Origin of the sequence: Paraburkholderia sp. LEh10, from assembly GCF_017814945.1 — a bacterium.
GTDB lineage: Bacteria > Pseudomonadota > Gammaproteobacteria > Burkholderiales > Burkholderiaceae > Paraburkholderia.
This window is the reverse complement of the sequence record NZ_JAGIPX010000008.1, coordinates 25,376-38,680: the sequence shown is the minus strand read 5'-3', so window position 1 is coordinate 38,680 and position 13,305 is coordinate 25,376. Positions and strand designations below refer to the sequence as shown.

At 62.0% G+C, this 13,305-nt stretch carries 11 protein-coding genes; 7 read left to right on the top strand and 4 right to left on the bottom strand.

The window, feature by feature from the left end; all coding sequences use genetic code 11:
* Positions 1 to 361 precede the first annotated feature (361 nt).
* The 5 genes from J8I87_RS08865 to J8I87_RS08845 all read left to right on the top strand — a co-directional run bounded on the left by J8I87_RS08865 (position 362) and on the right by J8I87_RS08845 (position 8,662).
* A complete protein-coding gene (locus J8I87_RS08865; RefSeq protein ID WP_209931078.1) occupies positions 362 to 1,123 on the top strand; it encodes a 2-keto-4-pentenoate hydratase in 762 nt (253 codons plus the stop codon).
* Positions 1,124 to 1,995: 872 nt separating this feature from the next.
* Positions 1,996 to 3,918, top strand: coding sequence for a PrkA family serine protein kinase (locus J8I87_RS08860; protein WP_209931077.1), 1,923 nt, complete (start codon positions 1,996 to 1,998; stop codon positions 3,916 to 3,918).
* Between the two features lie 141 nt (positions 3,919 to 4,059).
* On the top strand, positions 4,060 to 5,331 hold the full coding sequence (locus J8I87_RS08855; protein WP_209931076.1) for a YeaH/YhbH family protein: 1,272 nt from the start codon (positions 4,060 to 4,062) through the stop codon (positions 5,329 to 5,331).
* On the top strand, positions 5,328 to 7,052 hold the full coding sequence (locus J8I87_RS08850) for a SpoVR family protein (RefSeq protein ID WP_209931075.1): 1,725 nt from the start codon (positions 5,328 to 5,330) through the stop codon (positions 7,050 to 7,052). The genes J8I87_RS08855 and J8I87_RS08850 overlap by 4 nt, the downstream gene beginning before the upstream one ends.
* A 314-nt stretch (positions 7,053 to 7,366) precedes the next feature.
* Positions 7,367 to 8,662: an MFS family transporter gene (locus tag J8I87_RS08845; RefSeq protein ID WP_209931074.1), complete on the top strand. Its 1,296-nt coding sequence runs from the start codon at positions 7,367 to 7,369 to the stop codon at positions 8,660 to 8,662.
* 112 nt (positions 8,663 to 8,774) lie between these two features.
* On the opposite strand, the gene J8I87_RS08840 is transcribed toward J8I87_RS08845, so the two are convergent.
* Positions 8,775 to 9,752 (bottom strand): glycosyltransferase family 2 protein, encoded by a 978-nt coding sequence (locus tag J8I87_RS08840; RefSeq protein ID WP_209931073.1) that lies wholly within the window; start codon positions 9,750 to 9,752, stop codon positions 8,775 to 8,777.
* Positions 9,753 to 9,998: 246 nt separating this feature from the next.
* Entirely contained in the window at positions 9,999 to 10,190 is a 192-nt protein-coding gene (locus tag J8I87_RS08835) for a hypothetical protein (RefSeq protein WP_209931072.1), read from the bottom strand.
* A 135-nt stretch (positions 10,191 to 10,325) separates the two neighbouring features.
* Between J8I87_RS08835 and J8I87_RS08830 the strand changes: the two genes are divergently transcribed.
* Positions 10,326 to 10,556 carry a hypothetical protein gene (locus J8I87_RS08830; RefSeq protein WP_209931071.1) on the top strand — a complete coding sequence of 77 codons (231 nt, stop codon included), beginning with the start codon at positions 10,326 to 10,328 and terminating at the stop codon, positions 10,554 to 10,556.
* Between the two features lie 34 nt (positions 10,557 to 10,590).
* Here J8I87_RS08830 and J8I87_RS08825 read toward each other — a convergent pair whose 3' ends face one another.
* Together J8I87_RS08825 and J8I87_RS08820 are read right to left on the bottom strand one after the other, a co-directional pair.
* Positions 10,591 to 11,055 carry a hypothetical protein gene (locus tag J8I87_RS08825; protein ID WP_209931070.1) on the bottom strand — a complete coding sequence of 155 codons (465 nt, stop codon included), beginning with the start codon at positions 11,053 to 11,055 and terminating at the stop codon, positions 10,591 to 10,593.
* A 181-nt stretch (positions 11,056 to 11,236) separates the two neighbouring features.
* Positions 11,237 to 12,568: an MFS transporter gene (locus tag J8I87_RS08820; protein WP_409518734.1), complete on the bottom strand. Its 1,332-nt coding sequence runs from the start codon at positions 12,566 to 12,568 to the stop codon at positions 11,237 to 11,239.
* Between the two features lie 167 nt (positions 12,569 to 12,735).
* Here J8I87_RS08820 and J8I87_RS08815 point away from each other — a divergent pair, with 167 nt between their 5' ends.
* Positions 12,736 to 13,053 carry a hypothetical protein gene (locus J8I87_RS08815; protein WP_209931069.1) on the top strand — a complete coding sequence of 106 codons (318 nt, stop codon included), beginning with the start codon at positions 12,736 to 12,738 and terminating at the stop codon, positions 13,051 to 13,053.
* The last annotated feature ends 252 nt before the right edge of the window (positions 13,054 to 13,305 follow it).

Genomic DNA, 13,305 nt, shown 5'->3' with positions numbered 1-13,305 from the left:
GCACCAAAAGCGGGCTTGCGCTGCGCGTCGGTGAGCGACGCGACGGCAACACGGCGCAGTGTCGGCGCGCGCTGAGACATTCAGCTAAATCGAGATGAAGACGGCTGGCCGCGAGGCGCAGTCGTCTTTTTATTTTCCGCGGGGTGAGGCGACCCAGCGCGCCATTGTTCCGGTACATTGACGAACGCGGTTGCAAGCGTGCTGCAACACCCATACCGCATCAGCGCACGCTTGATCCGTATGAAGGGAGGGTCGCGCGCATGCATGTTGCGCAGCCTTCGCCTGCCGCAGCCGCGACGCCACCTGGTTGCATCCGCCCCGCGCCAGACCAACAGCCACGACAGCCATGAAGAGTAACGACATGACGGATCACGACCTCGCGCAACACCTCGTGCAGGCGCGCCGCCAGCACCGCGCCATCGGCTCGCTGCCGCTCGATTCGCTTCCCCCCGACGCCGCCACGGCCTATGCGATCCAGCAGGCGGTCATTGCAGGGCTCGGCGGCGGCACGGGCGGATGGAAAATCGGTGCCAAAGCTCCTGGCGGCCTGGTATCCGGCGCGCCGATTCCCGCTGCATTGACGGTTGCGTCGCCGGCGCGGCTCGAACACGGTTCGTTTTTCCGCGTGCTGCTGGAGCTCGAAGTCGCGTTCCGTTTCGCCGAACCCATCGAGCCGCAAGGGCAAGCCTATGCGCGCGACGAAGTGCTCTCGCGCGTCGGTTCAGTGCTGCCCGCCATCGAGATCGTCGACAGCCGCTTTGCCGAATGGCCGAACGTCGCGCCCCTCGCGCAACTCGCCGACGCGCAGAACAATGGCGCGCTCGTGACGGGGCATGCGCTGCCCTATGCGCCGCTCGCGCGTTCGTTCGATTTCGTTGCCCCCGAACTCGAACTGGCTTTCGACGGCAAATCGCTCGTGCCGGAGTCGCCAGGCAATCCCGCCGGCGATCCGCGCGAACTGCTCGTGTGGTTCGTCAACCATTGCGCGGCCATGGGTATCACGATCGACTCCGACTGGACCATCACCACGGGCTCCTATGTCGGCGCGCATCGCGTCGAGGGGCCGGGGCGTGTGTACGGCCATATCGACGGTCTGGGCGAAGTCGAAGTCGAATTGACGTAAACCAGTAAGCCAGCTGGCATCATCCAGCATCATCGAACCATGCGCGGCAGCGGCGGCTCCTTGCCGCTGCATGCGCGCATTCGTGCCCCCTATCCGTCCGCGATAGCGCCCACCCTCCGTAACGGCGGCGAGGGCAATCACCCGGCTACATCTCCTTATTCAGACGCAAGCCTCGCACGTCGTCATATAGACATAGGGCACGTGCATGCCCGCCTTGTCCGCATCACGGATATCGCGCAGCCGCCACGTAGCGCGCATGCGCCGAAAGCGGGTCTGTACATGCGATTGCGCGCCCGTTGAACGAATTGACACGCATGCTGACGAACAGCAGGAAATGCGCGCAAGCGCACATGCGAAAACATGTAACACAGTGGCGGACCTGTCGTCGCAAGCACGGATACGTGCGTTATGGCAGAAAGGGCTGGCAGCGAAAACGTTGTCGTGCGCACGCAGCGTCGAAGCCGATGTCACATGCACTGCAGACGCGCGCAAGACGAAGTAATGTGCGGAAATGATGTGTGCAGGCAGACAGCGTGCTGCACGGGTCCTTTGCGACTGTGCGCAAAAAATGCATGGGCTGCGTGATGTCCCGCGTATGGGGTCACGCGTATGGGATGAAGCGTGCGGCGTGGGGAAGGAACGCAAGATGCGATGCAGCAGTTCGGCATGCTTCTAGCACGGTGTGGGCAAATGATTGTAGGTGACCGAATTTGCGTCATCAAGCGAGGGTTGGCGGGAGCTAGCTGTGGCGCGATTTTCACAACGTAGTTCGTGAAAAAAAATTTAAAAGGGTTTAGGATGAATTCGAGCGATGTCGTTTCCTGATAGCGCGCCGCGCACGACATCGTCCCAGACTTCGGCGAGGAGGTAGCATGGATATCTACAGCAGTTTCGCGACCCGCTTCGAGAAAACACGAGAGGAGGAATTCTCACTCGAGGAGTATCTCGCGCTCTGCAAAGACAATCCCGCCGCGTACGCCACGGCCGGCGAACGCATGTTGACGGCAATCGGGGAACCGGAACAGATCGACACTCGCAACGATCCGCGCCTGTCGCGTATCTTCGCGAACAAGGTGATCAAGGTATACCCCGCGTTCCGTGAGTTCTACGGAATGGAAGACGTGATCGAGCAGGTGGTCGCCTACTTCAGGCACGCTGCCCAAGGGCTCGAAGAAAAGAAGCAGATTCTCTATCTGTTGGGCCCGGTGGGCGGCGGCAAGTCGTCGATCGCCGAGCGGCTCAAGCAGCTGATGGAACGCGTGCCGTTTTATTCGATCAAGGGTTCGCCCGTCAACGAATCGCCGCTGGGCCTGTTCGATTACGACGAAGACGGTCCCATCCTCGAAGAGCAATACGGCATACCGCGCCGCTACCTGAAAAGCATTCTGAGCCCGTGGGCGGTCAAGCGCCTGCACGAATACAACGGCGATATCCGCAAGTTCCGCGTGGTGCGCCGCTATCCGTCCATCCTGCGGCAGATCGGCATCGCGAAGACGGAGCCTGGTGACGAAAACAATCAGGATATTTCGTCGCTCGTCGGCAAGGTCGATATCCGCAAACTGGAACAGTATGCGCAGGACGACGCGGATGCTTATAGCTATTCCGGCGGCCTGTGCCTCGCGAACCAGGGCCTGCTCGAGTTCGTCGAAATGTTCAAGGCGCCGATCAAGGTGCTGCACCCGCTGCTCACGGCGACCCAGGAAGGCAACTTCAAGGGTACGGAAGGCTTCGGCGCGATTCCGTTCGACGGCATCATCCTCGCGCACTCGAACGAGTCCGAATGGAAGGCGTTCCGCAACAACCGCAACAACGAGGCACTGCTCGACCGTATCTTCGTCGTGAAGGTGCCGTACTGCCTGCGCTACTCGGAAGAGATGAAGATCTACGAGAAGCTGCTGCGCAATTCGTCGCTGTCCAACGCCGTCTGCGCGCCCGGCACGCTGAAGATGATGGCGCAGATGTCGGTGCTCACGCGCCTGCAGGAACCCGAGAATTCGAGCCTCTTCTCGAAGATGCAGGTGTATGACGGCGAGAACCTGAAAGACACCGATCCAAAGGCGAAGTCGTATCAGGAGTATCGCGATTTCGCCGGCGTCGACGAAGGGATGACGGGCGTCTCGACGCGCTTCGCGTTCAAGATCCTGTCGCGCGTGTTCAACTTCGACACGACGGAAGTCGCCGCGAACCCGGTGCACCTGATGTATGTGCTCGAACAGCAGATCGAGCGCGAGCAGTTCCCGCCGGAAACCGAGCAGAAGTATCTGTCGTTCATCAAGGACGTGCTCGCGTCCCGTTATGCGGAGTTCATCGGCAAGGAGATTCAGACCGCGTATCTGGAGTCGTATTCCGAGTATGGGCAGAACATTTTCGATCGCTATGTGACGTACGCCGACTTCTGGATTCAGGACCAGGAGTTCCGCGACCACGACACGGGCGAGAGCTTCGACCGTGCGGCCCTGAACGCCGAGCTGGAGAAGATCGAGAAGCCTGCCGGCATCAGCAACCCGAAGGACTTCCGCAACGAGATCGTGAATTTCGTGTTGCGCGCGCGCGCCGCGAACGGGGGCAAGAACCCCGCGTGGATCAGCTATGAAAAGCTGCGCGTCGTGATCGAAAAGAAAATGTTCTCGAATACGGAAGAACTTCTGCCCGTTATTTCGTTCAATGCGAAAGGGTCGGCGGAGGAACAGCGCAAGCACGAAGACTTCGTCAACCGCATGGTTACCAAGGGCTATACGCCGAAGCAGGTGCGGCTCTTGTGCGACTGGTATCTGCGTGTGCGCAAGTCGTCATGAAAGGCGTAGCGCAACGCCCGCGCAAACGGGTTCGCTTCACCCGGTTCGCGCGGGCCTGCTGCGAGGCGCAAGCCGCATGGACATAACATTGCATGCGCAACTTGCGCCCCGCGTATTCCAAATCGGAGCGGGAGACCGGATGTGCTTCATCAAATCATCGACCGCAGGCTGGCAGGCAAGAACAAGAGCATTGCAAACCGCGAACGCTTTCTGCGTCGCGTGAAGGGCTATATTCGGCGCGCGGTGTCGGAAGCGGTGCGCGACCGGAGCATCAAGGATATCCAGAACACCCAGAGCATCACGATTCCGCGCAAGGACATTGCGGAGCCTTCGTTCCGGCACGGCCCGGGCGGCAAGCGCGAAATGGTGCACCCGGGTAACGCCGACTACATACGCGGCGACAAGATTCCGCGCCCGCAAGGTGGCGGCGGCAGCGGCGGAGGCGGCAGCGCCAGCAACGAGGGCGAAGGTCAGGACGATTTCGTTTTCGAGCTGAGCCGCGACGAGTTCATGCAGTATTTCTTCGACGACCTCGAACTGCCGCGCCTCGTCAAGACCCATCTGCTTGCCGTGCCTACGTGGAAGAGCATCCGCGCGGGCTGGGCGGCGGAGGGCACGCCGAACAACATCGACGTCGTGCGTTCGCTGCGCAGCGCATTGGGCCGGCGCATTGCGCTCGGCGCGCCGCTCGTCAACGAACTGCACGAACTCGAAAAGCAGCTCGAAGAGATGCAGGCGGACCCGGCCGACCGTCGCGAAGAGATCAAGCTGCTCGAAGAGGACATCCATCATCTGCGGGGCCGCATCTGGCGCATTCCGTTCATCGATCCGTTCGACCTGCGTTACGTGAACCGCGTGAAGCAGCCGCAACCGTCGAGCCAGGCCGTGATGTTTTGTCTGATGGATGTGTCGGGCTCGATGGACGAGCAGCGCAAGGATCTTGCCAAGCGCTTCTTCATCCTGCTGTATCTGTTCCTCAAGCGGAACTACGAGAAGATCGAAGTGGTGTTCATCCGTCACCACACGCGCGCCGAAGAAGTGGATGAGGACACGTTCTTTCATTCGACGGAAAGCGGTGGCACGGTCGTATCGAGCGCGCTCGAACTGATGCAGAAGATCCTCGACGAACGCTATTCGCCGACTGAATGGAACATTTACGGTGCGCAGGCATCGGACGGTGACAACTGGACCGACGACTCGCCGAAGTGCCGCAAGATCCTCTCAGATGACATTCTCGATAAGGTGCGGTATTTTGCGTACATTCAGGTGACGCCTGAGGAACAGAACCTGTGGCTCGAATATGCGCAACTCGCGCAAACGATGCCGCATCTGGCGATGAAGAAGGTCGAGACGGCTGCGGATATCTATCCAGTGTTCCGAGAGCTGTTTGAGAAGCAGGTGGAAGCGGCATGACGACTCGCCACCTGCACAACGAAGCGCGCGGGTATCAGCCCGAGCGTCGTAAAGGCGTGCCGAAGCGAAGTGAGGCCGGGCATGCCGAGGCGAACCCGGCGCATGCGCGGGACGTGCATGCGCCCGATGCCGGAGCAGGCGTAGCGCCTGACGCAGCTGCAGCACGGGGACCCACCGAAGGGCAAAGGGAAGTCCGTATGAACGTTGCCGATAGAAGGCCGTTGCCGTGTCCATCCGACTGGACCTTCGAGCTGATCGAAGAGTACGACACGCACATTGCTCATGTTGCAGAGCAATATGAACTCGATGTCTATCCGATCCAGCTCGAACTCATCAGCGCTGAACAGATGATGGACGCGTACGCGTCCGTCGGCATGCCGGTCAACTACCGTCACTGGTCGTTCGGCAAGCACTTTCTCGCGACCGAAAAGAGCTACAGACGCGGGCAGATGGGCCTCGCGTATGAAATCGTCATCAACTCGAACCCCTGCATCGCGTATCTGATGGAAGAGAACACGATGACGATGCAGGCGCTCGTCATCGCGCACGCGGCCTACGGGCACAACTCGTTCTTCAAGGGCAACTACCTGTTCCGCTTGTGGACGGATGCGCACGCGATCATCGATTACCTCGTTTACGCGAAGAATTACATCGCGGAGTGCGAAGAGCGTTATGGGCTGGATCGCGTCGAAGAACTGCTCGACTCGTGCCATGCGCTGATGAACTACGGCGTGGACCGCTACAAGCGTCCGCAAAAGCTGTCGCTGCAAAAGGAACTCGAAGCCCGCCGTGAGCGTGAAGCATATCTGCAGTCGCAGGTGAACGAACTGTGGCGCACGCTGCCGACGCGTCATACGCCGATGCCCGAAGAAGTGGAAGGGCGCTATCCGCCGGAGCCGCAAGAGAATTTGCTGTACTTCGCGGAGAAGAACGCACCGCTGCTCGAACCGTGGGAGCGCGAAGTCATTCGCATCGTGCGCAAGATCGGGCAATACTTCTATCCGCAGCGCCAGACACAGGTGATGAACGAAGGCTGGGCCACGTTCTGGCATTACACGCTGCTCAATACGATGTACAACGAGGGCAAGCTCGAAGACGGCTTCATGATGGAGTTCCTCCATTCGCATAGCAACGTCGTCTACCAGCCGCCCGTGACAAAGCCGTATTACAGCGGCATCAATCCGTACGCGCTCGGTTTTTCGATGATGAGCGACATTCGCCGCATCTGCGAAAACCCGACGGAGGAGGACCGCAAGTGGTTCCCGGAACTCGCGGGCAGTCCGTGGCTGCAGGCGTTGCACTACGCGATGCGCAACTTCAAGGACGAGAGCTTCGTCGCGCAATATCTGTCGCCGCATCTGATCCGCGAAATGCGGCTCTTCTCGGTGCTCGACGACGACATGCGCGATGCGCTCGAAGTCTCCGCGATCCATGACGACAGCGGTTACCAGTACGTGCGTCAGGCGTTGTCGCGGCAGTACGACATGCATCATCGCGAGCCGAACATCCAGGTGTGGTCCGTGAACACGCGCGGCGACCGCAGTCTCACGCTGCGCCATTTCATGAGCGACAACCGGCATCTGTCGAACGACAGCGACGAGGTGCTCAAGCACATGGCGCGCTTGTGGCAGTTCGACGTGTACCTCGAAAGTGTCGACGAAAACGGCACCGTCAGGAAGCGCTATGAGTGCCGTTATACGGCACCTGCCGTGCGCGTCTGACGACGACCTATCCTTCCGGCAAGTTTTTCAGCGCAAGAGCCAGCCTTCGGGCTGGCTTTTTCATTTGGGGCCAGCGGCCGCACGCATGCAGTGTGCCGAAAGACTGGCGAAACCCTTCAGGAGTACATTCGCATGCCGATATCCAGCGATATCCGTTAAGATACCGACCGCGTCAAAGCTTACACAACTCTACAATCTCGCACGCGTGCTGCAACCCGGTTGCAACGAGACCGAAACCTGGCTGCAAACCAGGTTGGAGCGCAAGACAAGGCGGCGTCACGACCGCTAAACCTTCAGAAGGGACCGACACCAGCATGACCGATACAACCGTCTTCACTCCCTCCGACACCCGGCGGCGCATCTTCGCGATCGTCGGCGCTTCGTCGGGCAATCTCGTCGAGTGGTTCGACTTCTATGTCTACTCCTTCTGCGCGCTGTACTTCGCGCCGGCGTTTTTTCCGAAAGGGGATACGACGGCGCAACTGCTAAATACGGCGGGCGTGTTCGCGGCGGGCTTCCTGATGCGCCCGATTGGCGGCTGGTTCTTCGGGCGTCTCGCCGACAAGCGCGGCCGCCGTTTCGCGATGATGGTGTCGGTGTTCATGATGTGCGGCGGCTCGCTGGTGATCGCCGTGGTGCCGACCTATGCACAGATCGGAGCGCTCGCGCCTTTGCTGCTGCTGCTCGCGCGTCTGTTCCAGGGCTTGTCGGTGGGCGGCGAGTACGGCACGAGCGCGACCTACATGAGCGAAGTCGCGTTGCAGGGCCGGCGCGGCTTCTTCGCGTCGTTCCAGTACGTGACGCTGATCGGCGGACAACTGTTCGCGCTGCTCGTGCTCGTGATCCTGCAACAACTGCTGACGACGGAAGAACTGAAGGCTTGGGGCTGGCGGATTCCGTTCGTAGTCGGCGCGCTCTCGGCGCTCGTCGCGCTGTACCTGCGCCGCTCGCTCGACGAAACGACGACAGCCGAGACGCGCCAGCGCAAGGAAGCGGGCACGCTGCGCGGCATGTGGCAGCACAAGGGCGCGTTTTTCACGGTGCTCGGCTTCACGGCAGGCGGCTCGCTGATTTTCTACACGTTCACGACGTACATGCAGAAGTACCTGGTCAACACGGCGGGGATGCACGCGAAGACGGCGAGCAACGTGATGACGGCTGCCCTTTTCGTGTACATGATCATCCAGCCGCTGTTCGGCGCGCTGTCCGACCGTATCGGCCGCCGTCAGTCGATGCTGCTGTTCGGCTTCTTTGCGACGATCGGCACGGTGCCGCTGCTGCACGCGTTGAAAGACGTGACGAGCCCCGTGATGGCGTTCGTGCTGGTTGTGATCGCGCTTGCCATCGTCAGCTTCTATACGTCGATCAGCGGCCTCATCAAGGCCGAGATGTTCCCGCCCGAAGTGCGCGCGCTGGGTGTCGGCCTGTCGTATGCCGTTGCGAATGCGATCTTCGGCGGCTCGGCGGAATACGTCGCGCTGTGGCTCAAGCAGGCGGGCAGCGAGTCGATGTTCTACTGGTACGTGACGGCGTTGTGCGCGATCGCGGGACTCGTATCGTTCCGCATGCGCGATCCGTCGAAAGTCGGATACCTGCGCAACGAACCATGATGCGTTGCGCGTCATTTGACGCGCTGCACGTAAAAGCGGCTCGTGCGGATCGCGGAGCCGCTTTTTTTATGTCGCGCTTTTTTAAAGCGATGTCATGCGACGGCCACGCGTTTCAACGAAACCGCGGCGCCGAAGGCGGCAGCCCACGCGGCTTCGTCGGAATGAGAGCGCGCACGATCAGCGACAGGTGATAGTAGAACCTCGCATCGAGCCCGTACGCATACGCATAGGGATGTTCGAACGCGACGCGCAGCGCGGCAAGCGGCGCATCGTTCTTCGCGTATAGCGACACGACGATCGGCGCGAGCCTGCGCAACGCAAGCCTGCGCGCGGGTTCGAGCGACGGATCGAGCCTGAGTCGCGTGACGAACCAGAAGGCCGTCAGCGAGGCTGCCGATGTCAAGCCGCGCGTGTTTCGCGAGATCGACACGTCGGTCTTGCGGTAGTACGACACGTACCGATGCAGGTAGTAGACCTGGGATGCCGCAAGGCATAGCTGCGAGCCGAACACGTAGTCGCAGCACATGCCGACGTCGTCGCGATAGCCGACGCGCTTGACGAGCCGGGCGTCCGCAAGCCAGCCGTTGTTCGGGAACATCTGCACGAGACCCGTTCGCCCCGGCTGCTTCTGCATGCCTTGCGCGCGTTCCGTGCGATGGAAGGCGGCGTTCAGCGCCGCGCTTTTGAGGGGATCGGCATTGCCCTGCGCATCGGTTTCATACTGATCCCCGAACGCGACCTCGAGTTGCGGATGCCGCTGCCAGAGTTCGAGCAGGCTTTGGATGCCGTCCTTCGCGAAGTAGTCGTCGTCGTGGATCAGGGCGATCTTGTCGCCGCTCGCGCGCGCGAACAGACTCGCGACGTTGCGCGCCTGGCCGAGCGGCGGCTCGTTCTTCACGTAACGGATGCGCGCGTCGTACGCATAGCGCTGCTCGATCAGCCGTCGCGTGCGGTCATCGGCGGAATCGTCGCCGATCAGGATCTCGATGTTCGTATGGGTCTGGGCCAGGCACGCGTCCAGGCATTCGACGATCAGTTCGGGCCTGTTGCACGTGGGGACGCAAATGGAAACCTTGCAGGTTGTCGTCATTGTTTACCGCCTCGCTGCATGATGGGAATGCAGCGAAGCCTTCATATGACGAAATCTTTCGCTGCTTGCAGCAAGGTAGATGAAGGAAACATAAAAGTAACCAGAAATAATTCACCAAAAAATGCACCCGCGCGGCAGGAGAATGCGCGAGTCACAATCAAAAATGCGGCGGCCCTGCATCTCGTGCAGGCCGCCGTATTTTTTGCTCCCTTTGACGCGTGTTGCACGCTAGTTGCGCGATTTGCGTTAGCCGACGGACGGCTCGCCTTCGCCCGGTTTTTTTCCGGGCCGGTCCGACGGCGCCTGCTTGCGGCTATCGTCGTTACGCTCGGGCATGTCGCTCTTTTCGTTATCGCTGTGGACGGGGGGCTTTGGATGCTCGATATCGCCGCCGGGATCGGGCGATGCTGATGCGCGCTGCTGCTTGTCTGTGCTCATGGAACGCTCCCTCAGAACGATGCATGCCGTTCATCGAGCAATTGCCGCTCCCGTTCCCGCATTGATAGACTCGACGGCAGGGCGCTACACGATCAGAACACGCATACAAGAAGGCCTGACGGCGGGAGACAACTCATGAGCAGAATCGCGTTTCAGGATTTCGAACGGCAGGTCTTGCAACGCCACATGATCCGGGGACACGTGTACGAGAACGCAGCCGCGCTCGTCGATCGCGCGAATGCGTGGATCGCGGAGCACAACGTCGATGTGATCAACGTCGAAAGTCTGTCGACGTTCGGCTCCGGCGACGATACGAGCGTCAGTCACTGGTATTCGGGCATACGCGTCTGGTATCGGCTCGAATAATGGGCGGTTGTACGTGTGAGGCTGCCGCACTGCGCTATTTGCCCGATACGACCAGTTTCACCTTGCTCGCACCGGCTGGCATCGCGGTGATCTGCGTGCGCGCCTCGCGCGGACCGATGTAAAAGTGCTGACGGGCAGGCGAATTCACGTCATGGGTCGCGTCGGGCAGGCATGAGGCGATGTCGGCAGCGACGGCCTGCAACGCCGCCGTCCTCGATCCCGCGCCGCCCGTCGGCGTCCACAGGCATTCGTAGCTGCCGCTTTGTGCGCCGCATTGCGCGTCGTTGCCGTAGGGCTGCGCGACCCCTTTGCCGTCGTCGGGCGTGAGTTGCGCGAAGCCCGCCGGCGCGGCCGCGACAATGCGCTTGAGCGCGGCGCACGGATTCGCGGCATCGTCGGCGCTCGCATGCAACGGCATCAGCGCGCCGGCCGCGAGGGCTGCGAGCGCGCCGATCTGGCGGACGGAGCGAACGAACTGGGCGTGTCGTGTGGAATGCATGGCGGCTCCTCATCGGCTGGCAGGATGGCCGTGCGGATTTCGCTCACGGCCGATCTCCCGGCGGGTGCGCAATGATCGCGCCCGGACCTTGGGCGCATCGGTACAGGCTCGATCTGTCTGGGTGCGCGCGCGTCGTGATACTTCCGTTCGCGTCGCGTGCCGAACGTGAGCGACACACGCTCTATGCGTTCGCGGCGCTTTGATGCTCTTCGCGTTCGAGCGTGCGCGTTCGCCGCAACTCCGGAAAGAGCTTCATCCACAGCAGCGCGATCGCGATGGTCGCGCAACCACCGACGAGCACGGCAGGTTGCGCGCCCCACCAGCCCGCCGTCACGCCCGACTCGAACTCGCCGAGCTGGTTTGACGTGCCGATGAACAACGAGTTGACGGCGCTCACGCGCCCGAGCATGTCGTCGGGCGTGCGCAATTGCACGAGCGACAGCCGCACGACCACGCTGATCACGTCGGATGCGCCGAGCGCCGTCAAAGCCAGCAGCGACACGACGAAGTGATGCGACACGCCGAACACGAGCGTCGCCACGCCGAACGCGATCACGCCGCCGAACATCGCCGCGCCGGGCCGCTTGCGCAGCGGGAAATGCGCAAGCCAGATCGTGCCGCCGAGCGCGCCGACGGCCGATGCCGAGCGCAGCAGGCCAAGACCGACCGGGCCGGTGTGTAGCACGTCGCGCGCGAAAATCGGCAGGAGGGCCGTCGCGCCGCCGAACAGCACGGCGAACAGATCTAGCGACAGCGCGCCGAGTATCACCGGCTGGCTGCGGATGAAGCGCACCCCGGAGAACACGGATTCGAGCGTGACGGGCGCGCGCGGCACGGGCTTCGTGCGTAACGGGATCGTGCTGACGGCAGCGGATGCGAGCGCGAACGACAGCGCGCACGCGAGATATGCGGCGGCGGGGCAGATTCCGTAGAGCAGGCCGCCCAGGGCCGGTCCGCCGATCTGCGCGGCCTGGTTGGCGGACGTGGCCCACGCGGTCGCCTGCGACAACTGCGTGCGCGGCACGACGCCCGGCAACAGCGACGAAACGGCGGGCGACTCAAACGCACGCGCCGCGCCCACGCACGCTGCAAGCACGTAGATCGCGGGCGCGCTGATCCATCCGCCGAGCGTGCCCCACGCGAACAGCGCGGCCGCCACGCATTCGAGCGCCTGGCAGATGGCCGCGATGCGGCGCCGGTCGTAGCGGTCGGCGACCTGGCCGACGACGAGCGTCAGCACGAACATCGGCATGAACTGCGCAAGGCCGACGAGGCCAAGCGCGAATGCGCTATGCGTCAGCGCGTAGATGTGCCAGCCCATCGCGACAGCAAGCATCTGGAACGACAGCGATGACAACACGCGCGTGCACCAGAAACGCTGGAACGGCATTTGTCGCGGCAGGCTGATGTCGGGCTCACGGCCGGCATCGTCGATCAGCGCATCGAACGTGTCGGCGGCCTCGGGGCAATCGGAGCGGACATTCGCGCGCGTATCGGCTGGCGGAGTGTTCATCGATGAATGGATTGCGTCCCATATAACGGGGCGTTGATGCGTGGATGGGTTGTTTTTCCGCTGCGCGCCGGCACGCTCGGGCGCCGCAATTTGCACCCGCGTGGACCAGGAACTTACAGCGCAACCGCTGTTCTGTCGCGGCTCTGTTCGGGCCGCCAGTGTAGTGCATGTCGGCCGCGCTTGCCGCGTCCGTCGAGTGGCCGCTGTGTACCGGGCGTACCTGGTGTGCGGTGTTACGTCCAACCGATCCGCGCGTACTCGGCGGCGCGACGGTCGCGCCCGTCGTGACGGCGTCGGATTGTCCGCAGGGCGGCAGCGCGCAATTGCGGATCGCCGTCTGGATGAGCGGGGCGGATGGGCAACTCGCCGCTGAAGATTTGCGTCTGCGCGCCCGAGCGGTGCTCGACGAAGCGGGTTGCAGCACGACGCCCGTGGGCGCACGCGGGAGACACCGCATGCACGAGCCGAAGACGCCATACGCGTGACGTGTGCATTCTCGCGTCGCCAGTTCATGTTGCGGTGTGCATGACAATGCATGCATGTCTATGCATCGGATTTCGATGCATCTTTGTTCCGGTTCGATACGCGCCAGGCGCGCATGCACGATAGACGCGCTCCCTGCGTCAGTCTCGCGCGCACATTCACAACGGCGACACGTCTTTCGCGTCCGGTGATCCCGCCTTGGCGCGTCTCATTGGCATGGCACTTTGCACAGTCGCAATCGTGACCTAGGTGAA